Source organism: Enterobacter cloacae complex sp. P15RS, from assembly GCF_014895905.1.
GTDB lineage: Bacteria > Pseudomonadota > Gammaproteobacteria > Enterobacterales > Enterobacteriaceae > Enterobacter > Enterobacter quasihormaechei.
In genome coordinates this window covers 34,289-61,274 of sequence record NZ_JADBQL010000022.1, presented here as the reverse complement: position 1 = coordinate 61,274, position 26,986 = coordinate 34,289, and the positions used below count along the sequence as shown (strand labels likewise).

Sequence of the window (26,986 nt, the reverse complement as noted above, 5' to 3'; positions counted from 1 at the left end):
CGGCAGCGTCAGGTCCAGCACTACGGCATCGTAAGGCGCGGTGTACAGGGCCGCCTGACCGGTTTTACCGTCGGTAAACCAGTCCACGTTAAAGCCCATTTTGCTTAAGCCCGCTTTGATGCCATCGCCGATAAGCTTGTCGTCTTCTACCAGTAAAATGCGCATTGTCCCTCCTTGATGCCGTCAGTAAACCTTCTGCACGCGCATGCTGTACAGTAAAAATAAATAAATTTTCCCCTTAAGAAGTTGTTAAGGTTTACCCTGTTTAATGGATTGTGAAACGACATTAAAGGGAGAGATAAAGATGAAAAAATACGCTGCAATTGCTGCCATCATGATGATGACCACTGCCCCTGTTTTTGCTGCACAGGGCGGCTTCACGGGCCCATCTGCAACACAGACCCAGACGCAAACCCAGCAGGGCGGCTTTGTCGATAACAACGCCAACCTCACCACCGCGGCTAAGGTGAAAGACATGAAGGACGACAGCTGGGTGAAACTGCGCGGTAATATCACCGAGCGCCTGTCCGATGACCGTTACACCTTCCGCGACGAAAGCGGCACGGTGGTGGTTGAGATCGACCACAAGCGCTGGAACGGCGTGACGGTAACGCCACAGGATAAAGTCGAGCTTCAGGGGAAAATCGATAAAGACTGGAACGAGTTTGAAATCGACGTGAAGCAGGTTATCAAGCTGAACAAATAACCCGGAAAGGGCCGCATGAGCGGCCCTTTTTCTTTGTGACTCAACTCGCCAGATGAGGTAGTATCTGCGGCAATATTGCCTGAAACCCATCGGTTTCTGAGTTGAGGAATCACACGTAATGAGCGATATGGCAGAGCGCCTCGCGCTACATGAATTCACGGAAAACGCCTACCTGAACTACTCCATGTACGTCATCATGGACAGGGCGTTGCCGTTTATCGGGGATGGCCTGAAGCCCGTTCAGCGCCGCATCGTCTATGCGATGTCCGAACTGGGGCTGAACGCTACCGCCAAGTTCAAGAAATCCGCCCGTACCGTTGGTGACGTGCTGGGTAAATACCATCCGCACGGCGACAGCGCCTGCTATGAAGCGATGGTGCTGATGGCCCAGCCGTTCTCTTATCGCTATCCGCTGGTGGATGGCCAGGGGAACTGGGGGGCACCGGACGATCCGAAATCCTTCGCGGCGATGCGTTACACCGAATCCCGTCTGTCTAAATATGCCGAAGTGCTGCTGGGCGAGCTGGGGCAGGGTACGGTTGACTGGGTGCCAAACTTCGACGGTACGATGCAGGAGCCGAAAATGCTGCCTGCCCGCCTGCCGAACATCCTGCTGAACGGCACCACCGGTATCGCCGTGGGTATGGCGACGGACATTCCGCCGCACAACCTGCGTGAAGTGGCGAAAGCCGCCATCACCTTGATTGAGCAGCCGAAAACCTCGCTGGACGATCTGCTGGATATCGTGCAGGGGCCGGATTATCCGACCGAAGCCGAGATCATCACCTCGCGTGCTGAAATTCGCAAAATCTACCAGAACGGTCGCGGCTCCGTGCGCATGCGCGCGGTATGGACCAAAGAGGATGGCGCCGTGGTGATCACCGCGCTGCCGCACCAGGTTTCCGGGGCCAAAGTGCTGGAGCAGATCGCCACCCAAATGCGCAATAAAAAGCTGCCGATGGTGGACGACCTGCGCGACGAATCGGATCACGAAAACCCGACCCGTCTGGTGATTGTGCCGCGCTCTAACCGCGTGGACATGGAGCAGGTAATGAACCACCTGTTCGCCACTACCGATCTGGAAAAAAGCTATCGCATCAACCTGAACATGATTGGTCTGGACGGTCGTCCGGCGGTGAAAAACCTGCTGGAGATCCTCACCGAATGGCTGGCCTTCCGCCGCGATACGGTGCGCCGTCGCCTGAACCATCGTCTGGAAAAAGTGCTTAAGCGCCTGCATATCCTTGAAGGTTTGCTGGTGGCGTTCCTCAACATTGACGACGTGATCGAAATCATTCGTACCGAGGACGAACCTAAGCCCGCCCTGATGTCGCGCTTTGGCATCAGTGAAACCCAGGCCGAAGCGATCCTCGAACTGAAGCTGCGCCATCTCGCTAAGCTGGAAGAGATGAAGATCCGCGGCGAGCAGGACGAGCTGGAAAAAGAGCGCGATCAGCTTCAGGCAATTCTGGCGTCCGAGCGCAAGATGAACACCCTGCTGAAGAAAGAGTTGCAGGCCGACGCCGACGCCTTTGGCGATGACCGTCGTTCTCCGCTGCATGAGCGCGAAGAAGCGAAGGCGATGAACGAGCACGACATGCTGCCGTCCGAGCCGGTAACCATCGTGCTGTCCCAGAGCGGCTGGGTGCGTAGCGCCAAAGGCCACGATATCGACGCGCCGGGCCTGAGCTACAAGTCCGGCGACAGCTTTAAGGCGGCGGTAAAAGGCAAGAGCAACCAGCCGGTGGCGTTTATCGACTCCACGGGCCGCAGCTACGCCATTGACCCGATCACCCTGCCGTCCGCGCGCGGGCAGGGCGAGCCGCTGACCGGCAAGCTTACGCTGCCGCCGGGCGCCACGGTTGACCATATGCTGATGGAAGCCGACGACCAGAAGCTGCTGATGGCCTCCGATGCGGGCTACGGCTTTATCTGTACCTTTAACGATCTGGTGTCGCGTAACCGTGCCGGTAAAGCGCTGATCAGCCTGCCGGATAACGCACACGTGATGCCGCCGCTGATCATCGAGAACGAAAGCGACATGCTGCTGGCGATCACCTCTGCCGGACGTATGCTGATGTTCCCGGTCAGCGATCTGCCGGAGCTGTCGAAAGGGAAGGGCAACAAAATCATCAGTATCCCGTCAGCGGAAGCGGCAAAAGGCGAAGATGGCCTGGCGCATCTCTTCCTGCTGCCGCCGCAGAGCACGCTGACCATTCACGTCGGCAAACGTAAGATCAAACTGCGTCCGGAAGAATTGCAGAAGGTGGTGGGTGAGCGCGGACGTCGTGGCTCACTGATGCGCGGCCTCCAGCGAATCGACCGCGTGGAGATCGACTCGCCGGTGCGCAGCAAAGCGGACGACAGCGAAGAGTAACCTGTTTCATCCCCCTCTGTCCGGAGGGGGTATTACCGTAAAATTTCCCGTAAAAACGTTGTTAATTCGTGCGTTGCGATTAACAATACGCGCTCGTAATAAAGTCCTTACCTGGCCACAGGTGAAGTATAATTGTCAGCTGTCAGGGCTTCAGAGGTCGCTATGCTATACATTGTTCGTCTCATTCTTACCGTTATTTACTGCATTCTGGTCTGTATTTTCGGATCGATTTACTGCCTGTTCAGCCCGCGTAACCCAAAGCATGTCGCGACGTTTGGCCACATGTTTGGCCGTCTTGCGCCGCTGTTTGGCCTGAAGGTTGAGAAGCGTCTGCCTGAAGGGGCGGAGAATTTCGGTAACGCCATCTATATCGCTAACCATCAGAACAACTTCGATATGGTGACGGCCTCAAATATTGTTCTTCCGCCGACCGTAACCGTGGGCAAAAAGAGCCTGCTGTGGATCCCGTTTTTCGGCCAGCTGTACTGGCTCACCGGTAACTTGCTGATTGACCGTAACAACCGCGCCAAAGCGCATGGCACCATTGCGGAAGTGGTGGATCAGTTTAAAAAGCGCCGGATCTCAATCTGGATGTTCCCGGAAGGGACGCGCAGCCGCGGTCGCGGCCTGCTGCCGTTTAAGACCGGCGCGTTTCATGCTGCAATTGCGGCGGGTGTTCCAATTATTCCCGTGTGTGTTTCCAATACATCGAATAAGATTAATCTTAACCGTCTGAATAACGGACTGGTGATTGTCGAAATGCTGCCGCCGGTGGATACCTCTAAATACGGTAAAGACCAGGTGCGCGAGCTGGCCACGCACTGTCGTGAGCTGATGGCTCAGCATATTGCGCAGCTCGATAAAGAAGTTGCAGAGCGAGAAGCCGCCGGTAAGATTTAACCGGCGTCGTTTAAGGGAAAACGAATTCCCGCGTTGTTAGTCGTTTCAGATGGAGCTTATATGTCACTCAGTCGGCGTCAGTTTATTCAGGCTTCGGGTATCGCCCTTTGTGCGGGTGCGATGCCGCGGACAGCCAGCGCCGCCGGGCAGCAACAGCCGCTGCCCATTCCGCCGTTGATTGAATCCCGTCGCGGGCAACCGCTATTCCTCACGCTTCAGCGTAGCCACTGGTCCTTTACCCAGGGAACGCGCGCGCAGGTATGGGGCATTAACGGCCGCTACCTTGGGCCGACCATTCGCGTGTGGAATGGCGATGACGTTAAGCTCATCTACAGTAACCGGACGACTGAAAATGTCGCGATGACCGTCAGTGGATTGCAGGTGCCGGGGCCGCTGATTGGCGGCGCGGCGCGCATGATGTCGCCGAATGCCGACTGGGCGCCCGTGCTCCCGATTCGTCAGAGCGCGGCGACACTGTGGTATCACGCCAATACCCCAAACCGCACCGCCCAGCAGGTCTACAACGGCCTGGCCGGGATGTGGCTGATTGAGGATGAGGTCAGTAAAACGCTGCCGATCCCAAATCACTACGGCGTGGACGATTTCCCGGTCATCATCCAGGACAAGCGCCTGGATAACTTTGGCACGCCGGAGTACAGCGAGCCGGGCAGCGGTGGCTTTGTTGGCGATACGCTGCTGGTTAACGGTGCGCAAAGCCCGTTTGTGGAAGTGTCTCGTGGCTGGGTGCGCCTGCGTCTGCTGAACGCCTCCAACTCGCGCCGTTACCAGTTGCAGATGAGCGACGGCCGTGCGCTGCATGTTATTTCAGGCGATCAGGGATTATTACCCGCGCCGGTATCGGTGAAACAGCTGGCGCTGGCGCCGGGCGAACGGCGTGAAATCCTCGTTGATATGACCAACGGAGATGAAGTGTCCGTGACCTGCGGCGAAGCGGCAAGCATTGTTGACCGCATACGCGGGTTCTTTGAGCCGTCGAGCGTTCTGGTCTCCACGCTGGTGCTGACGCTGCGCCCGACCGGCCTGCTGCCGCTGGTGACCGACAGCCTGCCGATGCGCCTGCTGCCGCAGGAGATCGTGACCGGGCCGGCAGTGCGCAGTCGCGATATCAGCCTGGGCGATGACCCGGGCATCAACGGCGCGCTGTGGGACGTTAACCGCATTGATATCACCGCCCAGCAGGGAACCTGGGAGCGCTGGACCGTCCGCTCGGAGATGCCGCAGTCGTTCCATATTGAAGGAGTGTCGTTCCTGATCCGCAACGTCAACGGGGCGATGCCGTTCCCGGAAGACAGAGGCTGGAAAGATACCGTCTGGGTGGATGGACAGGTAGAACTGCTGGTCTACTACGGTCAACCGTCGTGGCCGCACTTCCCGTTCCTGTTCCACAGCCAGACGCTGGAGATGATGGACAGGGGCTCGGTAGGGCAGATGCTGGTCAATCCGGCGCCGTAAAACGTGTCGGGTGGCGGCTTCGCCTTACCCGACCTACACGCGCGCAGGCCCGGTAAGCGTAGCGCCACCGGGCAATAAATACCCCTTCATTTCCCACAATGTTCCAGCGTATAATCCCGCTCCTTTTGTCTATTTTTTCTTCGGAAGCATTATGAGCGCTATTTCCCTGATCCAGCCGGATCGCGACCTCTTCTCCTGGCCCCAGTACTGGGCGGCCTGCTTTGGACCGGCGCCGTTTCTGCCGATGTCCCGGGAAGAGATGGATCAACTGGGCTGGGACAGCTGCGATATCATTCTGGTAACGGGTGATGCGTATGTCGATCACCCGAGCTTCGGCATGGCGATCTGTGGCCGTATGCTTGAAGCCCAGGGCTTCCGCGTGGGGATCATCTCCCAGCCTGACTGGAACAGCAAAGACGACTTCATGCGTCTGGGCAAGCCAAACCTGTTCTTCGGCGTGACCGCGGGCAACATGGACTCGATGATCAACCGCTATACCGCTGATCGTAAGCTGCGCCATGACGATGCTTATACGGCAGACAACGTGGCGGGTAAACGTCCCGATCGCGCGACCCTCGTTTACACCCAGCGATGCAAAGAAGCATGGAAAGACGTGCCGGTGATCCTGGGCGGCATCGAGGCGAGCCTGCGCCGTACCGCGCACTACGACTACTGGTCTGACACCGTGCGCCGCTCGGTGCTGGTGGATTCGAAAGCCGATATGCTGATCTTCGGCAACGGTGAGCGTCCGCTGGTGGAAGTGGCACACCGTCTGGCGCAGGGCGAAGCGGTCAGCGAGATCCGCGACGTGCGCAATACTGCGATCATGGTGAAAGAGGCGCTGCCGGGCTGGAGCGGGGTAGATTCCCGCATTATCGATATGCCGGGCAAAATCGACCCTATCCCACATCCGTACGGTGACGATCTGCCGTGCGCGGATAACAAACCGGTTGAACCGAAGAAAGCGGAAGCAAAGGCCGTGGTGGTGCAGCCGCCGCGTCCGAAGCCGTGGGAAAAGACCTACGTGCTGCTGCCGTCTTACGAGAAGGTGAAAAGCGATAAGGTGCTCTACGCCCACGCGTCGCGTATTCTGCACCACGAAACCAACCCGGGCTGCGCCCGAGCGCTGATGCAAAAGCACGGTGAGCGCTATATCTGGGTTAACCCGCCGGCGATCCCGCTCTCTACCGAAGAGATGGACAGCGTCTTTGCCCTGCCGTACAAGCGCGTGCCGCATCCGTCATACGGCAACAGCCGTATTCCGGCGTACGAGATGATCCGCTTTTCGGTCAATATCATGCGCGGCTGCTTTGGCGGGTGCTCCTTCTGTTCGATCACCGAACACGAAGGCCGTATTATCCAGAGCCGCTCCGAAGAGTCGATTGTTAACGAGATCGAAGCGATTCGCGACTCGGTGCCGGGCTTTACCGGCGTGATCTCCGATCTGGGTGGCCCGACGGCGAACATGTATATGCTGCGCTGTAAATCGCCGCGCGCCGAGCAGACCTGCCGCCGTCTCTCCTGTGTCTATCCGAGCATTTGTGAGCATATGGACACCAACCACGAGCCGACGATCAACCTCTACCGCCGCGCGCGCGATCTCAAAGGCATCAAGAAGATCCTGATCGCCTCTGGCGTGCGTTACGACATCGCTGTGGAAGATCCGCGCTACATTAAAGAGCTGGCGACGCACCACGTGGGCGGGTATCTGAAGATCGCCCCGGAGCACACCGAAGAAGGGCCGCTGTCCAAAATGATGAAGCCGGGTATGGGCAGCTACGACCGCTTTAAACAGCTGTTCGACACCTACTCAAAACAGGCGGGGAAAGAGCAGTATCTGATCCCTTACTTCATCTCCGCGCACCCTGGCACGCGTGATGAAGACATGGTGAACCTGGCGCTGTGGCTGAAGCAGCGTCGGTTCCGTCTGGATCAGGTGCAGAACTTCTATCCGTCGCCGCTCGCTAATTCGACGACCATGTATTACACCGGCAAGAACCCGCTGAGTAAGATTGGCTATAAGAGTGAAGACGTGGTGGTGCCTAAAGGGGATAAACAGCGCCGTCTGCACAAAGCGCTGCTGCGCTATCACGACCCGAAAAACTGGCCGCTGATCCGTCAGGCGCTGGAAGAGATGGGCAAAAAGCACCTCATTGGCTCGCGTCGTGATTGTCTGGTGCCTGCGCCAACACTGGAAGAGATGCGCGAAGCGCGCCGCCAGAACCGCAATACGCGCCCGGCGCTGACCAAGCACACGCCGATTGTGCATCAGCGTTCGAACGGTAATTCCAGCGCGAAGAAGCCTGTGAAGCGCAAAGCGTAAAGAAAAACCCCGGCAAGCCGGGGTTTTTTATTAACCGCCGAACTGATCCGGATCCGGCCCAAGGCGCTTACCCTGATCCAGCTTCGCAATCTCACCCAGTTCGTCTTTATCCAGGCGGAAATCCCAGACGTCGAAGTTCTCGGCGATACGCGACGGCGTGACCGATTTCGGGATCACTACCAGACCGCTGTCCAGATGCCAGCGGATGACAATCTGCGCCGGCGTTTTGCCGTACTTATCCGCCAGCTCGCGGATAATTTTCTGGTCAAACACCCCTTCGCCGCCCTGAGCCAGCGGGCTCCAGGATTCGGTCTGGATCTTGTGCGTGGCGTTCCAGGAATGAAGCTGGCGCTGCTGCATCAGCGGGTGCAGCTCAATCTGGTTAATCACCGGCGCGACGCCCGTTTCATCAATCAGGCGTTGCAGGTGATGAACCTGGAAATTACAGACGCCGATGCTTTTAATCAGCCCCTCTTTTTGCAGGTCAATCATCCCCTTCCAGGCATCAACGTAATGATCGATAGCCGGAACCGGCCAGTGCATCAGATAGAGATCAACAAAATCGAGCTGGAGTTTCTCCAGGCTCTCCTGCAACGCTTCGCGGGGACGCTTTTGATCGTCGTTCCACAGCTTGGTGGTGATGAATAACTCATCGCGGGGAACGCCAGCGCTGGCAAGTGCGGTCCCCACGCCGTCCTCGTTTTTATAGGCGGCGGCAGTATCGATGGACCGATAGCCGACTTCCAGGGCTTTATGAATGGCGGAGACGACCTCGTCGTTACCGGCTTTCCATACGCCTAGCCCCAGCTGGGGCATCACGTTGCCGTCCTGTAGCTTGATTACGGTTTGGTTTGCCATTTTTCCTCCTTCAGGTGCTCATCGCCGGAGGGAACCTCCGACGATGTGATGTGCATTAAGTCTGGACGAAATGTCAAAAAACGAAAGTCAGGATCCTAAAAACGCTTAGCGTGCCGCTTCGTAAATACGACGGCTGACGTCCAGGGTGATGTCGCCATGCTCGCCGATCTGCGTCATGCCGTGTGCTTCCAGTTTCGCCAGCAGGGCAGGGATGGAGCTGCCGTCCAGACCGTAGTCAGAGAGACGCGTTGGCACACCCAGGCTTTCAAAGAACTGACGGGTGGCTGCAATCGCGGCATCAATACGCGCATCGTCGGAACCCTCGGTGATGTTCCACACGCGTTCGGCGTACTGGAGCAGCTTGGCGCGTTTAACGTCACGTTTTTCGTTCCACAGCGCAGGCAGAACCACCGCCAGCGTCTGGGCGTGATCCAGGCCGTGCATCGCCGTCAGCTCGTGGCCGAGCATATGGGTAGCCCAGTCCTGCGGCACGCCTGCACCGATCAGGCCGTTCAGCGCCTGGGTGGCGGCCCACATGACGTTGGCACGCACGTCGTAGTTTTCAGGCTCTTTCAGCGCTTTCGGACCTTCCTCAATCAGCGTCAGCAGAATGCCTTCCGCAAAGCGATCCTGAATTTTGGCATTAACAGGATAAGTCACGTACTGCTCAACGGTGTGAACAAAGGCATCGACTACGCCGTTCGCCACCTGACGCGCAGGCAGGGTATAGGTGTAAACCGGATCGAGGATCGCGAACACGGGCTGAACGTGTTCGTTCATAAAGGCCTGCTTGTCACCGGTGGTTTTACGGGAGATGACCGCGCCTTTGTTGGATTCAGAGCCGGTGGCCGGCAGCGTCAACACGGAGCCCATCGGGATGGCACTGCTAATGTCGCTGCCGCCCGTTTCCAGAATATGCCACGGGTCGATGCCGTCAGCGTAATGCGCTGCCGCCGCGATGAATTTGGTGCCGTCCAGCACGGAGCCGCCGCCCACTGCCAGCAGGAAGGTGATCTGCTCCTCGCGGGCGATTTTCACCGCGTTCATCAGCGTTTCATAAGACGGGTTAGGCTCGATCCCGCCGAACTCGCGCACGTCCAGTCCTTCCAGTGCGCGGTAAACCTGATCCAGTACGCCGGTTTTTTTCACGCTGCCGCCGCCGTAGGTAATCAGGACGCGGGCGTCCGTCGGGATTTGTGCACGCAGGTCAGCGATAGCGTCTTTACCAAACAGAATGCGGGTTGGGGTGTGAAGGTTAAAGTTGTTCATGGCTTGTTCCCTGTAGTGGGTAAAAAATCGTGGTGGCGCAGAAGGCAACCTGATGCTGCACATTGTGGCGGGCAGGCGCTATCCTCTCAATGCACATTCCTGCCGATGTCTTGCCCATTTCTACAGCGCGCTGGAGAAACGGTAAGAAAATGCGCACACTGTTAACGTCGGAAACCGTACCCGGAGTAACTGAAAATGAACCGTGATGCCATCTGCCATCAGCTAACGTCGCAGATTAAGAGACTGACAGATAATGGAAATAATGTGTCCGGACTATTGCCGGATATTCGGCTGCTCTACGGAACCCAGCCCGGTACACGCACCCCGGTGATGTATCAGCCCGGCATCGTTTTTCTCTTTTCTGGCCATAAGATTGGCTATATCAACGAGCGCGTTTTCCGTTACGATCCCAATGAATATCTGCTTCTGACAGTACCTTTACCCTTCGAATGTGAAACCTTCGCGACAGAGGATGTGCCCCTGGCCGGGATCCGCGTCAACGTCGATATCCTCCAGTTGCAGGAGCTGCTGATGGAGATTGGGGAGGACGAACTGTTCCGGCCGTCGATGGCGGCAAGCGGTATTAACTCCGCGACCTTAACGGATGAAATTCTTTGCGCGATCGAACGCCTGTTAGATGTGATGGAAAGGCCGCTGGACGCCCGTATTCTCGGAAAGCAGATTATCCGCGAAATTCTTTATCACGTGCTGCTGGGGCCGGGCGGCGGGGCGCTGCTGGCGCTGGTAAGCCGGCAAACGCACTTCAGCCTGATTAGCCGCGTGCTGAAGCGCATTGAGAGCCAGTACACCGAAAACCTTAGCGTTGACCAGCTGGCGGCAGAAGCCAATATGAGCGTCTCGGCGTTTCACCATAACTTTAAATCCGTCACCAGCACGTCGCCGTTGCAGTACCTCAAAACCTACCGTCTGCACAAGGCGCGGATGCTGATGATCCACGATGGCATGAAGGCCAGCGCGGCGGCGATGCGGGTTGGATATGAAAGCGCGTCGCAGTTTAGTCGGGAGTTTAAGCGTTACTTCGGCGTTACGCCGGGGGAAGATGCGTCGCGCATCCGAACCATGCAGGGAGCCTGAGGGGAAACGTAGGCCGGGTAAGCGGTAGCGCCACCCGGCTTTTGTTTATGCACTGCAATACTTTTTCTTAATCACCACCGCAATGGTACCCACCAGCCCAGCAACCAGCAGGAAGATCGGCAGCACCATCAGGAATGTCATCACCTGGTCTTCATGGCGCTTAACAAAGGGGATCATATTCAGCGCGTAGCCGAGCGTAGTGACCACGCCCACCCAGAGCAGGGCACTCAGCCAGTTGAAGAACTGGAAGCGGCGGTTAGACAGGCCTGAAATCCCCGCCATGGTCGGCAGCAGGGTACGCACAAACGCCAGAAAACGCCCGGCGAGCAGCGCCAGCAGGCCGTGGCGGTCAAACATGCAGGTCGCACGCTGGTGGTATTTATGTGGCAGCTGCGCCAGCCAGCCCTTCACCACGCGGGTGTTTCCAAGCCAGCGCCCCTGCAAATAGCTCAGCCAGCAGCCGAGACTGGCCGCCGAGGTGAGGATCACCATTGTCGGTGCGAAGTCCATCACGCCCTTGCCGATTAACGCTCCTGCGAGCAGAAGCAGGCTGTCTCCGGGTAAAAATGAGGCTGGCAGTAGTCCATTTTCCAGAAACAGCGTCGCGAACATCACGAAATAGACAATCCCGACGACATGCGGGTCCGCCAGCGCGGCAAAATCGTGTTGCCAGAGCGCCGTGATGATATTTTGAATAACAGCCATGGACTTTCCTGTGGAACAGCAGATATAACGCTATTGTACTCCCAAATTTGCCTGTCGGGGTTGATCGCAGGCGCATCTCATACAGACTTTTCCGCTTGCGGTGTTCAGAATGGCTTCCGGGGAGTACATTTCAGCCAGCACTTTACACGATGCGCTCAAACCCTGCCGATAAATCCGCAATTAAATCGTCCACATTTTCCAGCCCGATATGCAGGCGGATTAAGGTCCCCTCAAAGTCCACCTCGCCGCCCGGGCGCAGGGCTGCAATCTGCTCCGGCTGGTTAGGCAGGATCAGCGATTCAAATCCACCCCAGGAATAGGCCATGCTGAAGAGGGTAAAGTGATCCAGATAGCGCGCCAGCTCGGCGTCATTCAGGCGCTTTTTAAGAACAAATGAGAACAGCCCGCTGCTGCCCGTAAAGTCACGTTGCCAGTATTCGTGGCCTTTGCTGCCCGGCAGCGCCGGATGGTTAACGCGCTCCACCTGCGGATGCAGCGCCAGCCACTGGGCAATTTGCAGGCTGCTTTCGTGGTGCTGACGCAGACGCACGCCGAGCGTACGGATGCCCCGGCTGGTCATGTAGGCGGTATCGGCATCCACCATCTGACCCATCAGGTAGGCGTTTTCACGCAGTTGATCCCAGCAGCGGGCGTTAGCTACCGCCGTACCGATCATGCCGTCGGAATGGCCAATCAGATATTTGGTCGCCGCCTGTATGGAGATATCAATATCAAAGTCCAGCGCTTTAAACAGCACGCCTGCCGCCCAGGTATTGTCGATCATGATAATCGCTTCCGGCGCGATACTTCGCACCGCGTTCACGATGGCCGGGACGTCATGCACTTCCATGGTGATGGAGCCGGGAGATTCCAGGAACACCACGCGCGTGTTCGGCTGAACAAGCCCGGCAATGCCTGACCCAATCAGCGGATCGAACCAGCTGGTGGTGACGCCGAGCTTGCTGAGAATTTTGGTGCAGAAGTCCTGGCTTGGCTCGTAGGCGGTATTGGTCATCAGGACGTGGTCGCCCTGTTCCACAAACGCCAGAATGGTATTGGCGACCGCCGCCGCGCCGCACGGGAACAGCGCGCAGCCCGCGCCGCCCTCCAGTTCGCACATGGCTTCCTGCAACGAGAAATGGGTTAGTGTGCCGCGACGACCGTAAAACAGCCCGCCCTTCGCGCGATTACGCGTGGCGATTTTTTTATCCTCGACGGTATCAAACACCAGCGAGGAGGCGCGCTGGATCACGCTGTTGACGGAGCCCTGGGTGTATTTCTTACTGCGTCCTGCCTGCACCAGCGTGGTCTCAAGCTGCTTTTTAGTCATGTTCGCTAACCCTATTTTTATACGTCTGGACGTCCAGACTACCATGATTGTCAGAATGTGCATCCGGATGCTTATCGAATAAGCAGAAAATATTATTAAAAATACGCATAAAAAATTTTTACTGCGTAAGCGCAAGGAAAGTGAGCGAAAATTACGGCACTATGTAAATACTAATGAGAACTACTATCAATTCGACGACGTTTTGATATTATTACGTTCAGATTTGTGATTTGCGTCCTGGAGATACAGAGTGGGTAATAATTTGATGCAGACGGATCTCTCCGTTTGGGGCATGTACCATCATGCTGACATCGTAGTTAAGATTGTGATGATCGGCCTGATTCTGGCGTCCGTGATCACCTGGGCTATCTTCTTCAGCAAGAGCGCCGAACTTCTTTCACAAAAACGTCGCCTCAAGCGTGAGCAGAAGCTGCTGGCAGAAGCCCGCTCTCTGGATCAGGCTTCTGATATCACCTCATCCTTCCATGCGAAAAGCCTGACCACCCTGTTAGTGAATGAAGCTCAGAACGAGCTGGAACTCTCCGCAGGCAGTGAAGATAACGAAGGCATTAAAGAGCGTACCGGGTTCCGTCTGGAGCGTCGCGTTGCAGCCGTAGGCCGTCATATGGGCCGCGGTAACGGCTACCTGGCGACTATCGGCGCCATCTCCCCGTTTGTCGGCCTGTTTGGTACCGTCTGGGGCATCATGAACAGCTTTATCGGTATCGCCCAGACGCAGACCACTAACCTTGCGGTCGTCGCGCCGGGTATCGCAGAAGCGCTGCTGGCAACGGCTATCGGTCTGGTTGCCGCTATCCCGGCGGTGGTTATCTATAACATCTTTGCACGCATGATTGGCAGTTACAAAGCCACGCTGGGCGACGTTGCCGCGCAGGTTCTGCTGCTGCAAAGCCGCGACCTGGACCTGAACGCCAGCGCCGTTAAGCCGGTGCATGCGGCCTCCAAACTGCGCGTAGGTTGATTGTATGGCAATGCGTCTTAATGAAAATCTGGACGATAACGGTGAAATGCATGAGATCAACGTGACGCCGTTTATCGACGTCATGCTGGTTCTGCTGATTATCTTTATGGTTGCCGCGCCGCTGGCGACGGTGGACGTAAAGGTGAATCTGCCTGCGTCCTCCAGCCAGCCGCAGCCGCGTCCGGAAAAGCCTATCTACCTGTCGGTGAAGGCTGATAAATCCATGTTCCTGGGCAACGACCCGGTGACGGATGCCTCGGTTATTCCGGCGCTGGACCAGCTGACCGGCGGCAAGAAAGACACCACCGTCTTCTTCCGCGCGGATAAAACCGTCGATTACGAAACCATGATGAAGGTAATGGACACGCTGCATCAGGCGGGTTACCTGAAGATTGGTCTGGTCGGCGAAGAGAAAGCGGCCGCGAAGTAAAACGATGGCTTTTGCCGCCTTCCGTGCCGGGTGGCGGCTTCGCCTTACCCGGCCCACAATCTCAGGCTAGCGCCGCCGGGCGAACCACGTTGTCAGCAGTCGGAAGATGTTGTTGACGCCTCTTCATCGAGCGCCACGCAGGTGACGTTTGATGTGCGATAGTTGCCTTCCGAGAGTTTACGGGTCAGGCGCAGGGTGGCGGTTTCGCGTGCCAGCAGGTACTGATAGCTCGCCTCCAGCCGCCCGAGGATCTTCTCCTTAAGCTCAGGGCGCTGTTCGATAATGGCGTTCATCACCGCGCCGTAAATTTCCTCTTTGACCTGCAAGGCATAAATCTCCCGGCGGTTCTGCCATTTCAGGCGCACCAGCGTGGCCGGAATTGAAATTAAATCCTGCGTAATTCGCGTCATCTCGTCATTTTTTATCTTTTTGAGGGCGTCGAGATTTTGCTTTAAGATAAATTCATCGCTTTTCTTATCATCTAAAGTCAAATAAACGTTATTACCGGTATCATCATGCACGTTAATCTTCCCCCAACTGATAAAAAATGGGATTGTTTTTTTCACGCGTAATTAAATTAAGCCAAATTTCATTGCCCGCTTCATTTATTTGCTGCGTTTTCTCGGCCATTATTTGACTTAAAGTCTGGGCATCTATTTCCCCTTCGGCCTGTAAATCATTCAGCAGATGAACCAGAGCTTCAATCTTGATGGCCCGAAATAAACGTTCTTTTAAATGGCGATCGTGCTCTTCCAGCACCATATTACGGGATTTGCCGGTGCGCGAAACACCAATTAATATGTCGGCTTCGTAGTCGGAGAGTTTTCTTTTTCCTTGAGTGAAATTCGCCTCTTTATCTGCTTCCGCCGAAGGCTGTTCCACAGGCGTAATGTGGTACTTTGCCGGGACAATATTGTCGGGCAGCATTTTAATTTCCTTTAATTTCAAAAGGGTGGGGTTGGAAAAAGGGTGAGATTCGTTGACAATAACATGAGGCAATTTTAAAATCAAAAAAAATGGAGCCTACCCATGAACAGCATTTTCTTTACGGTCATAACGTTACTATTACTGACCGCTGGCGTGCTTTTATTGATGCAAGAGTTCAATAAAACGAAAGTGTCAAAAGACGTCAGTGAACCGCCGCAGCCTGAATTGATGTCCAAAGAGGAGGGGGAAGATCATTTCTCCGTATTGATGAACGCCGTGACGCCGGTGTGGTACTGGCGGGTGAATCATGAATATATCGATTTTCTTCATGCGACAATTAAGCGGATGAAAATGTCCGACATTAATGACACGCCCGGCCTGTTCGATGCGCAGCGCCGCTGTAGCGACCTTAATTCCGCCGTCTATAAATATTATGACAATATCAAAAAGCGCTGTCTGAATGGTGAGAAGGTGTCGTACTCCGATTTGGACGTATTAAATCTGCGCCAGTGTTTTCGCGAGTTTAGCCTGGAAGCCTACCCGGAACTGGTTGCGCTGGTCTGGCCGGAGTATGCGCGCCCGGATGTAGATCCCAACGAAGTGTAGTTGAGATATACTGAGCGCTGGTTTCGTTTGCAGACAGGATTTTATGGAACGCTTTTTTGAAAACGCAATGTATGCCTCTCGCTGGCTGCTCGCACCCGTCTATTTTGGTCTTTCCCTGGCGCTGGTCGCTCTGACGATCAAGTTCTTCCAGGAGATTTTCCACGTCCTGCCAAACATTTTCTCCGTGGCAGAAGCCGACTTGATTCTGGTTCTGCTGTCGCTGGTGGATATGACGCTGGTGGGGGGATTACTGGTGATGGTGATGTTCTCCGGTTATGAGAATTTCGTCTCTCAGCTTGATATCGCCGAGCATAAAGAAAAGCTCAGCTGGCTGGGGAAAATGGACGCCTCCTCGCTGAAAAATAAAGTCGCGGCGTCAATTGTGGCGATTTCGTCTATTCACCTGTTACGCGTTTTTATGGACGCGAAGAACGTCCCGGACAATAAGCTGATGTGGTATGTCATTATCCACCTGACGTTTGTGCTGTCGGCGTTTGTGATGGGGTATCTGGATAAGATCAGTAAGAAATAAATTCCCCATGCCCCTCACCCTAACCCTCTCCCTGTGGGAGAGGGCCGGGGTGAGGGCAGCAGGCGCGCTATTTATCCGACGACGCCTGCCACAAATTCAGTTCACCGTCCGCCACGTGCTGGTCAATGCGCGTCAGTTCATCTTCGGTAAAGCGCAGGTTATTCAGCGCCTGCACGTTCTCTTCCAGCTGCTCCGGGCGGCTCGCACCAATGAGCACCGACGTTACGCGCGCGTCTTTCAACAGCCAGCTTAGCGCCATCTGGGCCATCGTCTGCCCGCGCGCGTGCGCCATTTCATTCAGCAGACGAAGGCTACTCAGGTTAGCTTCCGTCAGCATGTTCTCCGTCAGGCCGCGCACTTTCTTCCCTTCCCGCTGCATGCGTGAACCGTCCGGAATACCATTCAGGTATTTACCGGTCAGCAGGCCCTGCGCCAGCGGGGTAAAGGCGATACAGCCCGTTCCGTTTTTCTCCAGCGCGTCCAGCAGGCCAGTTTTGTCGACCCAGCGGTTAAGCAGGTTGTAAGACGGCTGGTGGATCAAAAGCGGGATCTTCCACTCGCGCAGCAGTTCGGCCATCGCCGTCGTGCGTTCCGTGGAGTAAGACGAAATGCCGACATACAGCGCTTTTCCGCTCTGCACCGCGTGTGCCAGCGCGGCGGCGGTCTCTTCCATCGGCGTGTGTTCGTCAACGCGGTGAGAATAGAAAATATCCACATACTCCACCCCCATTCGTTTCAGGCTCTGGTCGAGGCTGGCGAGCAGATATTTACGTGAACCGCCCGAACCATACGGCCCTGGCCACATGTCGTAGCCCGCTTTGGTGGAGATAATCAGCTCGTCGCGATAACCGGCAAAATCTTCCCGCAGCAGGCGGCCAAAATTCTCTTCAGCGCTGCCCGCAGGAGGGCCGTAGTTATTGGCAAGGTCAAAATGGGTAATGCCGAGATCGAAGGCTTTACGCAGCAGCGTACGCTGGGAATCGAGCGCCTGAACGTGACCGAAGCTGTGCCACAGGCCCAGCGACAGCGCCGGTAAGCGCAGGCCACTTTTGCCGCAGTATCGGTACTGCATATTTTCGTATCGGCCGGAGTAAGGGTGCCAGGACATGATGTCTCCTTTCTTATCGGTGAATTTTCGAAACAGCGTTTTTATTCTAAGCCTATCAAATCATAAATCGTGGAGATAAGCGACGACGCGCCTGACTACCAAGAATTTTCCGCACGAGCTGATTGATTACGATGACTATTATGCCCACGCTTTGACCAGCCCGAAGCCTAGCTGGCTGGTCGAGAACGTTAAGCTGGTTTAAAAAGCATCTGGAATAATAAGCACTGCTTAAATAAATCATCACAAGGGGTTATCTTTTCCCCTGTCCCTGCCGATAACGAGGATAGCACTCGCCTCTGGGCGAATTCACCCTCACGGCAAGGAACACTCAATGAACATGCTTCGTAATTTCACCATCCGTTTCGTCATGCTGACGATACTGGGGATCTTTTGTGTCATGTGGGCGGGCGTAGGGCTTTACAGCACCTGGTCTCTGTCCCGCGTTTCTGATGGTAACGACGTTGACCGTCAGCTGGTTCGGCAAATGACGGTATTGAGCCAGGGTAACGATCAGTATTTTCGCTTTGTCACCCGCCTGAGCCGCGCGATGGACGTTAAAGCGGCGGGCGGCACGCCGGACCTGGCTTCCGCCCAGCAGGCTTTGGATAACATGAGCAAAAAGCTGGCGGAGATGAAGGCCATCTCCCCGGGCCCGATGGATGAAAAGGTCTCTGCGCAGGTCATTTCCACCTGGCAGGCGCTGCTCGATCGGGGCGTTACGCCGCAGATGGCGCAGGCGAAGCAGGCGACGCTCGAAGGCTATCGTCAGCAGGCCAACAACGTCACGCCGCCGCTGAGCCGCGCGTTTGGCGCCGCGGTTGAGAACTTTAACAATTCTGCGGTGACGGCGCTCGACAGTACGCGCGTGGTGGTCGATAGCCTCACCAGCATAACCCGGACGGTGATCGTTACCGCCACGATCGTCGGTCTGCTGATCCTGCTCTTCACCGACCGCTACCTGGTGGCGCTGCTGGTGAAGCCGCTGGAACGCATCCGCCAGCAGTTCCGCCAGATTGCGCAGGGCGATCTCAGCCAGCCGATTGAGCCCATTGGCCGCAACTGCGTGGGCCAGCTGGTGCCGCTGCTGAGCGCCATGCAGGACAGCCTGCGTGAGGCGGTCAGCACCATCCGTTCCGGCAGCGAGAATATCTGGCGCGGGGCAACGGAGATCTCCAGCGGGAATAACGATCTCTCTTCGCGTACCGAAGAGCAGGCTGCTGCGCTGGAAGAGACGGCGGCAAGCATGGAGCAGCTTACCGCAACCGTGAAGCTGAACGCCGAAAGCGCACGCCAGGCCAGCCAGCTGGCGGACATTGCCTCCGGCACGGCCAGCCGCGGCGGTTCGCTGGTCGACGAGGTCGTCACCACCATGAGCGGCATCTCAGCCAGCTCGAAGAAGATTGCTGAAATCACCTCCGTGATTAACAGTATCGCCTTCCAGACCAACATTCTGGCGCTTAACGCCGCGGTCGAGGCGGCCCGGGCAGGGGAGCAGGGGCGTGGCTTTGCGGTCGTTGCGGGTGAGGTGCGTAATCTGGCCAGCCGCAGCGCGAACGCGGCAAAGGAGATCGAAGGGCTGATTACAGATTCCGTTTCCCGCGTGGCGCAGGGGGCGCAGCTGGTGAACGATACCGGCACGACGATGGAAGCCATCCTGCGGGACGTGACGGAGGTGACCGTCATTATGAAGCAGATCGCCACCGCGTCAGAGGAGCAGAGTAAAGGCATTTCGCAGGTGGGCGTGGCCATCACCCAGATGGACGGCGTGACCCAGCAGAACGCCTCGCTGGTGGAGCAGGTTTCCGCCGCCGCTGCCGCACTGGAGCGGCAGACTGAAGAGCTCCAGCGCTCAGTGCAGAAGTTCCGTCTCTCCGCGTAACATCATCGCGTCAGGCCGTCACTGGCGGCCTGACGTTTATCGCTCTGAATCATCTGTGTCACCTGCGACAGCTGGCCGATTTTCACTTCGCTTGCCCGCATAAGTTTACTTTTGTCGATCAGCAGAAGCGACTGGCTGGCGCGGCTTAACAGCAGCGCCTTAAAGCCCGCGTTGTGCTCGGAAGGATCCCAAAGGACGCCATGCTCATCGACCCCTTCACACGAGAAGATAAACAGATCGATCTCCAGCCCTTTTAGCTGCGTCACCAGCGCCGGATTAACATAGCAGCGATACTTACGCTCAAGCGTTCCGCCGGAACAGATAAGCGTGATCCGCTCGCGCTTTGCCATCTCGTGGCAGATAGGCAGGCTATTGGTAAACACGGTGAGTTCGATATCCGGAAGCTGGCGCGCCAGATGAAAGCAGGTCGAACTGGCATCAAGGGCAATGGTCATCCCTTCGCTGATCCAGCCTAGCGCGTGGCGGGCAATATCGGCTTTGTCGGCATAATGGCTTTTCAGCCGTGCGCCAAAGGGTTCACCGCTGTCGCGGCTATCGGGATGAATCAGACGCGCCCGTCCGTGCTGACGCAGGAGCTTCCCCTGCTGCTGCAACGACTTCAAATCCCGGCGGATTGTCTCTTTACTGACGGAGAGCTTCTCAGCCAGCACATCGGTGGTCAGCCAGTCGCTTTTGCTCAGCAAAGCGATAAGGCGCTGCTGTCGGGTTGCTTTCAGCGTCTGCTCTGACATACGAGGTTCCTTGCGCACGCGTGCTGACTCACTTTTCTCATCGCAGAAGAAGGGCGGCGAACCGCCCGGTCATCCGTCAGGCCTGACGTTTATCTTCCGTCTGGGTATCGAAGTCGCTCGCTGAATGGCGCTCATGCAACTGCTCGCTCAGCTCGCCGTTGGTGCGGTTAACGATGCGTCCGCGTTTCACCCCCGGGCGATTCGCCACATCTTTTGCCCAGCGCTGCACGTTGGTGTACTTCCCGGCGTCGAGGAACTCGGCGGCGTTGTAAACGCTGCCCAGCGCCACGCAGCCAAACCACGGCCAGATCGCCATATCGGCGATGGTGTACTCTTCGCCTGCCACGTAGCGGCCGCGCGCCAGCTGTTTGTCCAGCACGTCGAACAGGCGTTTAGCTTCCATGGTGAAGCGATCGATAGCGTACTCAATCTTCACCGGCGCGTAGTTGTAGAAGTGGCCGAAACCGCCGCCGAGGAACGGGGCCGCGCCCTGTAACCAGAACAGCCAGTTCAGGGTTTCCGTTCGTCCTGCCGGATCTTTTGGCAGGAAGTGACCAAACTTTTCGGCCAGATAGAGCAGGATATTGCCGGATTCAAAGACGCGCGTCGGCGGGGTGGTGGAGTGGTCACGCAGCGCCGGGATCTTCGAGTTCGGGTTCACGTCGACAAACCCGCTGGAGAACTGATCGCCCTCACCGATGCGGATTAGCCATGCGTCGTATTCCGCGCCCGTCACGCCCAGCGCCAGCAGCTCTTCCAGCATGATGGTAACTTTCTGTCCATTCGGCGTACCCAGAGAGTACAGCTGGAGCGGGTGCGCGCCCACGGGGAGCTCTTTCTCGTGCGTGGCGCCCGAGACGGGACGGTTGATATTGGCGAACGCGCCGCCGTTATTCTGTTTCCATTCCCACACTTTCGGTGGCTGATAGGTATTTTCGGACATGTTGGCCTGCCTTTTTGGTGTTGTGTTGAGGCAGTGTAGCAGGAGATATAGGAACCGTTTAACGATGCGAGCGTAATGGTCAGGGCGGGTGTATGATAACGCCACCTCTGTCAGTTAATTACAACGTGCAGACGACGACAACCCCACAAAAAATTGCCGCCTGCCTGTTTTAGGTTGGACACATGCGTAAAGGAACGTTAAGCAGTGACGCACCCTTCGGGACGTTATTAGGTTATGCGCCGGGTGGCGTGGCGATTTACTCTTCAAATTATGGCAGTCTCGATCCGCGCCACTACCCGGAAGACGCGGAGTTTCGCAGCTATATCGGCAACGAATACATGGGTCATAAATGGCAGTGCGTTGAGTTTGCGCGCCGCTTCCTGTTTCTCAACCACGGGTTTGTCTTTACCGACGTCGGGATGGCGTGGGAGATCTTCTCTCTGCGTTTTTTACGCCAGGTGGTGAACGACAACATTTTGCCGTTACAGGCCTTTGCCAATGGCTCGAAGCGCGCGCCGCAGGCCGGGGCGCTGCTTATCTGGCAAAAGGGCGGTGAGTTTCAGGAGACCGGACACGTGGCCGTCATCACCCAGCTGCTGGACGACAGGGTGCGCATTGCGGAGCAGAACGTTATCCATGCTCCGCTGCCGCTGGGGCAGCAGTGGACGCGCGAGCTGCGTCTGAGCGTTGAAAACGGCTGCTATACGCTTCATGACACATTCAGCGATACCGAGATCCTCGGCTGGATGATCCAGACGGAGGAGACTGAACACAGCATCCCTCAGCCGGAGATCGACGGTGAGCTGCTGAAAATCAGCGGCGCGCGGCTGAAGAACAGCCGTCAGTTTGACGGGAAATGGCTCAATGAAAACGACGCCCTGCAACAGGCGTACGTTCGCGCCAACGGCCACGTTATCAACAAAGATCCCTGCCAGTACTTCACCATTACCGAAAGCGCCGAGCAGGAGCTGATCAAAGCCACCAACGAACTGCACCTGATGTACCTCCACGCCACCGACAAGGTGCTGAAAGACGACAATCTCCTCGCACTTTTCGACATCCCGAAAATCCTCTGGCCGCGCCTGCGCCTCTCCTGGCAGTGGCGTCGTCACCATATGATCACCGGTCGTATGGATTTCTGCATGGATGAGCGCGGCATTAAGGTTTACGAGTACAACGCGGATTCCGCCTCCTGCCATACCGAGGGCGGGCTCATTCTCGAAGAGTGGGTGAAAAACGGCTATCGCGGCACCGGCCACAATCCGGCGGAAGGCTTGCTGGAGGAGCTGACCGGCGCCTGGAAGCACAGCCACGCGCGGCCGTTCGTGCATATCATGCAGGACAACGATACTGAAGAGGATTACCACGCGCTCTTTATTCAGCGCTCGCTGATCCAGGCCGGGTTTGAAACCAAAATCCTCCATGGCCTGGGCGCGCTGAGCTGGGATGCCGCCGGGCAACTGATTGATGATGAAGGCCGTCACGTCAACTGCGTATGGAAAACCTGGGCGTGGGAAACGGCGATTGAGCAGATCCGCGAGGTGAGCGAAACCGAGTACGCCGCCGTGCCTATCCGCACCGGACACCCGCAGGGTGAAGTCCGCCTGATCGACGTCCTTCTGCGCCCGGAAGTGCTGGTCTTCGAACCGCTGTGGACGGTGATCCCGGGTAACAAGGCGATTCTGCCGGTGCTGTGGCAGCTGTTCCCGAACCACCGCTATCTGCTGGATACCGACTTCGGGGTGAACGACCTGCTGAAGCAGACCGGTTACGCCGTTAAGCCTATTGCCGGGCGCTGCGGGAGCAACATCGACCTCATCAGCGCTCAGGATGAGTTGCTGGATAAATCCAGCGGCAAGTTTGTCGATCGTAAAAATATCTATCAGCAGCTGTGGTGCCTGCCGAAGGTTGACGGCAAATACATTCAGGTCTGCACCTTTACTGTGGGCGGGAACTATGGCGGAACCTGTCTGCGCGGGGATGACTCGCTGGTGGTGAAAAAAGAGAGCGATATTGAGCCGCTGATTGTGGTGAAGGATAAGTAATTCATACCCGCGACAAAAAGCCCCCGTCGGATAACCTGCGGGGGCTTTTTCTTACGCTTCTTCCTCGTCCTGCTGCTCGCTAATCTTGAGATCAATGATGCGGCCGATCTGGTCATGATAGACCGTCAGCAGGTTGTACTGGCTCATCTCCGAGATAAGCTGCGGTGAGACGTCAAAACTTCTGGCAAGCTCGTCATGGTGCAAATAGCCCGCACGACGGCGTCTTACGTGGGTACGTCGACGATTGTACTGATACCATAAAATCAGCAGCCAGCCGTTGAGTACGGCGAGCAGCAAATAAATTAGCACCGTGTTAAAGGAAGCAATGATGTCTCCCCACCGGTACTCGCTCTCTTCAGTTAACTGCATCCACAGCCGGGCATACAGAAAAAACAGAAATCCTCCCCACGCCAGCAGCGTTAACGCGGTATCGAAAAGGCGTGGGAGTAGACGGTGTTCAGTCAAAATTAAGGTATTTTCGTTCATTGAAGACGTCCTTTTCCCCGGTCCGGGCTGATCCAGCGTGCGCGTGCGCGCTGGCGCTTAAGCATAACTTTTGGAAATGCAACAAGGGTGGTGAACAGGCCAATCATCCAGTAGACCATCGGGAACCAAATCACCCAGAAAAGCGAGCTCGCCACTTTTCGCTCGTACCGCCGCTCGATGTACAGGCTGACAAGGAACTGCATCAGGCACATAACGCCCAGCAATAGCCCGGTAAACGCCGGTGGAAAGAGGGTTTCAACGGTCAGGTTGGCGGGCACCGGCGCGACATGGCTGATGAGGAATAACAGTACCGTCACCGCGTAAGCAAACGCCCACAGCGTTGACAGCGCGTACTCCATAAACAGGGGCCACATGCGATGGTGTTCCCAGCGCACTATTCTGCGAAGGTTGACCAGAAACACCTCCGCGCCGCCCTGCGCCCAGCGCAGACGCTGTTTCCACAGGCCTTTGAGGGTCTCCGGCATCAGGATCCAGCACAGTGCCCGCGGCTCGAAAAAGATATCCCAGTGGCGCAGCTGGAGCTTCCAGCTGATGTCGATGTCTTCCGTGATCATGTCCGGACTCCAGTACCCGACGTCCGCCAGCGCCTGGCGGCGAAAGGCGGCGATTACGCCCGAGACGGTAAAGACCCGGCCATAGATCCGCTGCGTCCGTTTGATAAGCCCAATGATGGATGAGAACTCGCCCACCTGAATACGGCCAATCAGCGTCGAGCGCGTGCGAATGCGCGGGTTCCCGGTGACGGCCCCAACGTGGGGATACTGGATCAGCGGCGCCACCAGATACGCCGCCGTGTCGCGGTCAAGCAGGGCGTCGCCGTCAATGCAGACCAGCAGATCGCCACGGGCCGCCGCTGCCCCGGCCTTGAGCGCAACGGCTTTCCCCTGGTTCTCCGCGAGGTTAATCACCCGCAGGCGCGGCTGCTCCAGCGCGAGCTGGTGCAGCTCCCGGGCGGTGTTGTCGGAAGATCCGTCGTTAATGGCGATAACTTCAATATTTTCATACCGCTGAGCCAGCGCTGCGCTGATGGTCTCTCTGGCATTCCTTTCCTCGTTGAAACAGGGAATAAGGATGGAAATTAACGGCTCACCGGCGAGCATCGGGGCTGGCGTTTCTTTGCCCCACGGCCAGCGTCGTTCGAGCTGAAACCAGAAGTAGAGACCGCCGGTTATCCACAATACGGACATGAACAGCGGCCAGAAGAACACAAAATCCAGGATCAGCTCGCCGGTAAACAGGGCGGCAACGCCTAATGGCAGCCCGAACACCAGACATAAAATAGAGAATGCGATAATGCGATCAGTCATTGTCAGGATACCAGTAGGAAGATAATTCAGGCCTGATGCGGGACATAGCAGGCTGGTTGTTAATGAAATCGTCGGGGTAGTAACCGTAGTTTTTGACGCCGTTCAGCTGGAGCACGCGCATCCACTCCACCAGACGCTCGTCGGGAACGGGGCGTTGCGGTGTTTGCGACCAGTCTCTCGCCTGGAGTTCAAAAATGGTCTTATTGAGCGCGCCGGGCCGCGCGGCGACGGCTTTAACCAAACGCGTAAGCCATGCATTGCTCTCCTCTACCGGGACGGACTCCATCAGGGGCATTGCCATCGGTACCGTCCAGTCATAGGCCGCCAGAAAATCATCAAGATTCTGCGCAAACCACGCTTCGCTTTCGGGTTGCAGAATGGGCAAGACGAACATATTCCGCGCGGTTTTAATTTGCGGACCACGAATGTCCTTTACCGCCTGGCTTAAGGCCTGGGTAAACCCAATAAGCAGCTGGCTCCTCTGGCGCGCGGTATCCTGCCCGGCATCGTCAACGTCCGTCAGCACCGCATCGTCATGGAACACAATCCCGTTGAAGCTGGCATGCCGGGCTAAATCTTCATAGATTTCCGTCACCTGCTGGCGAACCTGCGGGTTCCATGGCGAAAGCCTGATATAGGGATCGGTGGCCTCGTGCAATGCGCCTGTCTGACGATCCCGACGCTGAACGCGCGGCAGGGAAGGATCGAGATCGAACGAGAGCACCGGCATCCACGCGAAGACCTTCACGCCCGCCCGGGTCTGGAGCTGCCAGGAGACAAAATTAAAGAGATCGGCCCGAACCGGAAGCCGGCGGTTGGGGAAATAGAGCGCTTTGATTTTGCCGTCGCCCTGCGGGTCGGCAAAGGCCTGGAGGAAAACATGGCTTATTTTCATGTCGTAGACCCGCTGGACCAGCTTGTTGATATTCTGGGCCTGCTGAGCCGGGTCGGGATCGTAAACGTAGTCGAGATCGACGTGCATGACGCGCACGGGGTCGTGCTCCTGGATCTGGCTGACCGTACTGGCAAAGGTTTTAAGCGAGGGATTCCCGGCAATCAGGAGGCGGGGAATGCTGCTGAGATTGCCCACGTCGCCCAGTCCGTCCTCCAGGGTAAAGGCCAGCCGGTAGCCCTCTTTTTTGGCAATAGACAGTGACGTGCCGTTGGCTGCTCCGTACGGCCAGACCCAGGCGCGCGGCGCTTTTCCGGTTACCTGAGTTATTTTATCCGTCACCTTGCGCACGTCATCGCCGATCCGCTGGCTGAACTGTGCGTCAGTTTCATAGCGCCCCGTCGCTTTATCATAAAAGCGGCTGGCGATGGCCGGTTCACGGCTGCCCTGCGGGTTGGCCGGAATGCCGTAATGTGAGGCCCAGGTATGCGCGCCGATTTCAACCAGCGGGGAGCGGCTTAACTCGCGCACCATGTCCCACGTCGCGAACCGAACGCGGGGCGTCATAAGACCGCCGAAGTTAACCTTTTGATTTGACGGCGTATCCACCCAGCTGCCCACCGGCGCCCACAGCGCAGGAACGTTCCATGCCTGAAGCAGCGGCCAGACGCGGGTATAAAAGCTGCTGTAGCCATCATCAAAGCTGAGTAAAACGGCTTTCTGCGGCAGCGTTTTCTTTCCGTCATGGGCATCAAGAATGTCCTGCACGCTGATGGCGTGATAGCCGTTATGCAAAAGCCAGCTAATCTGCTCGTTTAACGCGCTGGTGCGAACGGAGAGGTAGCGCTGATCGGCGGCATCATCTTCAACGTCGTGATAGGCGAGCACCAGAAACTGGTTTTTCGGCCAGGGTTTGCTTGCCTCCTGCTGCGGCCTTTCTTTGGGCGCAATAAACGAGAGCGCCTGCGCGTAAACGCTCGCACTGAGGCAGAGACAGGCGGTGAGTAACAGTCTCACTGAAAAACGTGTGTTCAGCATAG

25 protein-coding genes are annotated in these 26,986 nt (G+C 56.7%); 12 read left to right on the top strand and 13 right to left on the bottom strand.

Going from position 1 to position 26,986, the window contains the following annotated elements; all coding sequences use genetic code 11:
• A partial coding sequence (locus tag IM267_RS21285; protein WP_127353512.1) for a response regulator occupies positions 1–165 on the bottom strand: 165 nt, incomplete at its 3' end.
• A gap of 139 nt (positions 166–304) precedes the next feature.
• Here IM267_RS21285 and IM267_RS13925 point away from each other — a divergent pair.
• The 5 genes from IM267_RS13925 to IM267_RS13905 all read left to right on the top strand — a co-directional run bounded on the left by IM267_RS13925 (position 305) and on the right by IM267_RS13905 (position 7,779).
• Entirely contained in the window at positions 305–706 is a 402-nt protein-coding gene (locus IM267_RS13925; RefSeq protein WP_063867755.1) for a YgiW/YdeI family stress tolerance OB fold protein, read from the top strand.
• A 118-nt stretch (positions 707–824) separates the two neighbouring features.
• On the top strand, positions 825–3,083 hold the full coding sequence (gene parC / locus IM267_RS13920; RefSeq protein WP_063867757.1) for a DNA topoisomerase IV subunit A: 2,259 nt from the start codon (positions 825–827) through the stop codon (positions 3,081–3,083).
• A gap of 162 nt (positions 3,084–3,245) precedes the next feature.
• Entirely contained in the window at positions 3,246–3,983 is a 738-nt protein-coding gene (plsC, locus tag IM267_RS13915; RefSeq protein WP_063451180.1) for a 1-acylglycerol-3-phosphate O-acyltransferase, read from the top strand.
• 60 nt (positions 3,984–4,043) lie between these two features.
• Positions 4,044–5,456 (top strand): cell division protein FtsP, encoded by a 1,413-nt coding sequence (ftsP, locus tag IM267_RS13910; protein ID WP_063867761.1) that lies wholly within the window; start codon positions 4,044–4,046, stop codon positions 5,454–5,456.
• A gap of 151 nt (positions 5,457–5,607) precedes the next feature.
• Positions 5,608–7,779: a YgiQ family radical SAM protein gene (locus tag IM267_RS13905; RefSeq protein ID WP_063867763.1), complete on the top strand. Its 2,172-nt coding sequence runs from the start codon at positions 5,608–5,610 to the stop codon at positions 7,777–7,779.
• 30 nt (positions 7,780–7,809) lie between these two features.
• Here the strand turns inward: IM267_RS13905 and dkgA are convergent, their stop codons facing one another.
• A complete protein-coding gene (dkgA, locus tag IM267_RS13900) occupies positions 7,810–8,637 on the bottom strand; it encodes a 2,5-didehydrogluconate reductase DkgA (protein WP_063451183.1) in 828 nt (275 codons plus the stop codon).
• A gap of 105 nt (positions 8,638–8,742) precedes the next feature.
• The gene (gene yqhD, locus IM267_RS13895) at positions 8,743–9,906 is read right to left on the bottom strand and encodes an alcohol dehydrogenase (protein ID WP_063451184.1); all 1,164 of its coding nucleotides are present in this window, start codon (positions 9,904–9,906) and stop codon (positions 8,743–8,745) included.
• Positions 9,907–10,101: 195 nt separating this feature from the next.
• Here yqhD and IM267_RS13890 point away from each other — a divergent pair, with 195 nt between their 5' ends.
• A complete protein-coding gene (locus IM267_RS13890; protein WP_112793100.1) occupies positions 10,102–11,001 on the top strand; it encodes an AraC family transcriptional regulator in 900 nt (299 codons plus the stop codon).
• Positions 11,002–11,046: 45 nt separating this feature from the next.
• Here IM267_RS13890 and yghB read toward each other — a convergent pair whose 3' ends face one another.
• Both yghB and metC read right to left on the bottom strand, forming a co-directional pair.
• Positions 11,047–11,706 carry a DedA family general envelope maintenance protein YghB gene (gene yghB, locus IM267_RS13885; protein ID WP_023323743.1) on the bottom strand — a complete coding sequence of 220 codons (660 nt, stop codon included), beginning with the start codon at positions 11,704–11,706 and terminating at the stop codon, positions 11,047–11,049.
• A gap of 142 nt (positions 11,707–11,848) precedes the next feature.
• Complete coding sequence (metC, locus tag IM267_RS13880; RefSeq protein ID WP_063867770.1) at positions 11,849–13,036, bottom strand: cystathionine beta-lyase; 1,188 nt, start codon at positions 13,034–13,036, stop codon at positions 11,849–11,851.
• A gap of 250 nt (positions 13,037–13,286) precedes the next feature.
• Here metC and exbB point away from each other — a divergent pair, with 250 nt between their 5' ends.
• A complete protein-coding gene (gene exbB / locus IM267_RS13875) occupies positions 13,287–14,018 on the top strand; it encodes a tol-pal system-associated acyl-CoA thioesterase (RefSeq protein ID WP_063867771.1) in 732 nt (243 codons plus the stop codon).
• Positions 14,019–14,022: 4 nt separating this feature from the next.
• A complete protein-coding gene (gene exbD, locus IM267_RS13870) occupies positions 14,023–14,448 on the top strand; it encodes a TonB system transport protein ExbD (RefSeq protein ID WP_001251472.1) in 426 nt (141 codons plus the stop codon).
• Positions 14,449–14,540: 92 nt separating this feature from the next.
• Here the strand turns inward: exbD and IM267_RS13865 are convergent, their stop codons facing one another.
• Together IM267_RS13865 and IM267_RS13860 are read right to left on the bottom strand one after the other, a co-directional pair.
• Positions 14,541–14,969, bottom strand: a complete 429-nt coding sequence (locus tag IM267_RS13865; RefSeq protein WP_193033606.1) for a cytoplasmic protein — start codon at positions 14,967–14,969, stop codon at positions 14,541–14,543.
• 1 nt (position 14,970) lies between these two features.
• Entirely contained in the window at positions 14,971–15,375 is a 405-nt protein-coding gene (locus IM267_RS13860; protein WP_193033605.1) for a hypothetical protein, read from the bottom strand.
• Between the two features lie 102 nt (positions 15,376–15,477).
• Between IM267_RS13860 and IM267_RS13855 the strand changes: the two genes are divergently transcribed.
• Together IM267_RS13855 and IM267_RS13850 are read left to right on the top strand one after the other, a co-directional pair.
• Entirely contained in the window at positions 15,478–15,981 is a 504-nt protein-coding gene (locus IM267_RS13855) for an ESA_00282 family adhesion-associated protein (RefSeq protein ID WP_102749902.1), read from the top strand.
• 43 nt (positions 15,982–16,024) lie between these two features.
• Positions 16,025–16,513 carry a TIGR00645 family protein gene (locus tag IM267_RS13850; RefSeq protein ID WP_003862473.1) on the top strand — a complete coding sequence of 163 codons (489 nt, stop codon included), beginning with the start codon at positions 16,025–16,027 and terminating at the stop codon, positions 16,511–16,513.
• Between the two features lie 67 nt (positions 16,514–16,580).
• Here IM267_RS13850 and IM267_RS13845 read toward each other — a convergent pair whose 3' ends face one another.
• Positions 16,581–17,621: an aldo/keto reductase gene (locus IM267_RS13845; protein WP_063867782.1), complete on the bottom strand. Its 1,041-nt coding sequence runs from the start codon at positions 17,619–17,621 to the stop codon at positions 16,581–16,583.
• 331 nt (positions 17,622–17,952) lie between these two features.
• On the opposite strand from IM267_RS13845, the gene IM267_RS13840 reads away from it, so the two are divergent.
• On the top strand, positions 17,953–19,500 hold the full coding sequence (locus IM267_RS13840) for a methyl-accepting chemotaxis protein (RefSeq protein ID WP_193033604.1): 1,548 nt from the start codon (positions 17,953–17,955) through the stop codon (positions 19,498–19,500).
• Positions 19,501–19,502: 2 nt separating this feature from the next.
• On the opposite strand, the gene fucR is transcribed toward IM267_RS13840, so the two are convergent.
• Entirely contained in the window at positions 19,503–20,237 is a 735-nt protein-coding gene (fucR, locus tag IM267_RS13835) for an L-fucose operon activator (protein ID WP_063867940.1), read from the bottom strand.
• 91 nt (positions 20,238–20,328) lie between these two features.
• Complete coding sequence (gene yghU, locus IM267_RS13830; RefSeq protein ID WP_063451193.1) at positions 20,329–21,195, bottom strand: glutathione-dependent disulfide-bond oxidoreductase; 867 nt, start codon at positions 21,193–21,195, stop codon at positions 20,329–20,331.
• A 182-nt stretch (positions 21,196–21,377) separates the two neighbouring features.
• Here yghU and gss point away from each other — a divergent pair, with 182 nt between their 5' ends.
• Entirely contained in the window at positions 21,378–23,240 is a 1,863-nt protein-coding gene (gene gss / locus IM267_RS13825) for a bifunctional glutathionylspermidine amidase/synthase (protein WP_193033603.1), read from the top strand.
• A gap of 51 nt (positions 23,241–23,291) precedes the next feature.
• On the opposite strand, the gene pgaD is transcribed toward gss, so the two are convergent.
• From pgaD to pgaB, 3 genes are read right to left on the bottom strand one after another with little or no spacing between them, the layout of a single operon-like run.
• A complete protein-coding gene (gene pgaD, locus IM267_RS13820; RefSeq protein WP_063451195.1) occupies positions 23,292–23,726 on the bottom strand; it encodes a poly-beta-1,6-N-acetyl-D-glucosamine biosynthesis protein PgaD in 435 nt (144 codons plus the stop codon).
• Positions 23,723–25,054 carry a poly-beta-1,6-N-acetyl-D-glucosamine synthase gene (gene pgaC / locus IM267_RS13815; protein WP_063451196.1) on the bottom strand — a complete coding sequence of 444 codons (1,332 nt, stop codon included), beginning with the start codon at positions 25,052–25,054 and terminating at the stop codon, positions 23,723–23,725. Before pgaC ends, pgaD begins: the two co-directional genes overlap by 4 nt.
• The gene (gene pgaB / locus IM267_RS13810; protein WP_193033602.1) at positions 25,047–26,984 is read right to left on the bottom strand and encodes a poly-beta-1,6-N-acetyl-D-glucosamine N-deacetylase PgaB; all 1,938 of its coding nucleotides are present in this window, start codon (positions 26,982–26,984) and stop codon (positions 25,047–25,049) included. Before pgaB ends, pgaC begins: the two co-directional genes overlap by 8 nt.
• Between the last annotated feature and the right edge of the window lie 2 nt (positions 26,985–26,986).

Bases quoted from the DNA above. Each gene is read 5' to 3' on its own strand.
- pgaB (WP_193033602.1), bottom strand. From the start codon at position 26,984: ATGCTGAACACACGTTTTTCAGTGAGACTGTTACTCACCGCCTGTCTC.
- dkgA (WP_063451183.1), bottom strand. From the start codon at position 8,637: ATGGCAAACCAAACCGTAATCAAGCTACAGGACGGCAACGTGATGCCC.
- plsC (WP_063451180.1), top strand. From the start codon at position 3,246: ATGCTATACATTGTTCGTCTCATTCTTACCGTTATTTACTGCATTCTG.
- IM267_RS13855 (WP_102749902.1), top strand. From the start codon at position 15,478: ATGAACAGCATTTTCTTTACGGTCATAACGTTACTATTACTGACCGCT.
- gss (WP_193033603.1), top strand. From the start codon at position 21,378: ATGCGTAAAGGAACGTTAAGCAGTGACGCACCCTTCGGGACGTTATTA.
- metC (WP_063867770.1), bottom strand. From the start codon at position 13,036: ATGACTAAAAAGCAGCTTGAGACCACGCTGGTGCAGGCAGGACGCAGT.
- exbD (WP_001251472.1), top strand. From the start codon at position 14,023: ATGGCAATGCGTCTTAATGAAAATCTGGACGATAACGGTGAAATGCAT.
- IM267_RS13840 (WP_193033604.1), top strand. From the start codon at position 17,953: ATGAACATGCTTCGTAATTTCACCATCCGTTTCGTCATGCTGACGATA.
- parC (WP_063867757.1), top strand. From the start codon at position 825: ATGAGCGATATGGCAGAGCGCCTCGCGCTACATGAATTCACGGAAAAC.
- IM267_RS13860 (WP_193033605.1), bottom strand. From the start codon at position 15,375: ATGCTGCCCGACAATATTGTCCCGGCAAAGTACCACATTACGCCTGTG.
- IM267_RS13850 (WP_003862473.1), top strand. From the start codon at position 16,025: ATGGAACGCTTTTTTGAAAACGCAATGTATGCCTCTCGCTGGCTGCTC.
- IM267_RS13905 (WP_063867763.1), top strand. From the start codon at position 5,608: ATGAGCGCTATTTCCCTGATCCAGCCGGATCGCGACCTCTTCTCCTGG.
- pgaD (WP_063451195.1), bottom strand. From the start codon at position 23,726: ATGAACGAAAATACCTTAATTTTGACTGAACACCGTCTACTCCCACGC.
- pgaC (WP_063451196.1), bottom strand. From the start codon at position 25,054: ATGACTGATCGCATTATCGCATTCTCTATTTTATGTCTGGTGTTCGGG.
- IM267_RS13845 (WP_063867782.1), bottom strand. From the start codon at position 17,621: ATGTCCTGGCACCCTTACTCCGGCCGATACGAAAATATGCAGTACCGA.
- yghB (WP_023323743.1), bottom strand. From the start codon at position 11,706: ATGGCTGTTATTCAAAATATCATCACGGCGCTCTGGCAACACGATTTT.
- yghU (WP_063451193.1), bottom strand. From the start codon at position 21,195: ATGTCCGAAAATACCTATCAGCCACCGAAAGTGTGGGAATGGAAACAG.
- IM267_RS13890 (WP_112793100.1), top strand. From the start codon at position 10,102: ATGAACCGTGATGCCATCTGCCATCAGCTAACGTCGCAGATTAAGAGA.
- IM267_RS13925 (WP_063867755.1), top strand. From the start codon at position 305: ATGAAAAAATACGCTGCAATTGCTGCCATCATGATGATGACCACTGCC.
- yqhD (WP_063451184.1), bottom strand. From the start codon at position 9,906: ATGAACAACTTTAACCTTCACACCCCAACCCGCATTCTGTTTGGTAAA.
- ftsP (WP_063867761.1), top strand. From the start codon at position 4,044: ATGTCACTCAGTCGGCGTCAGTTTATTCAGGCTTCGGGTATCGCCCTT.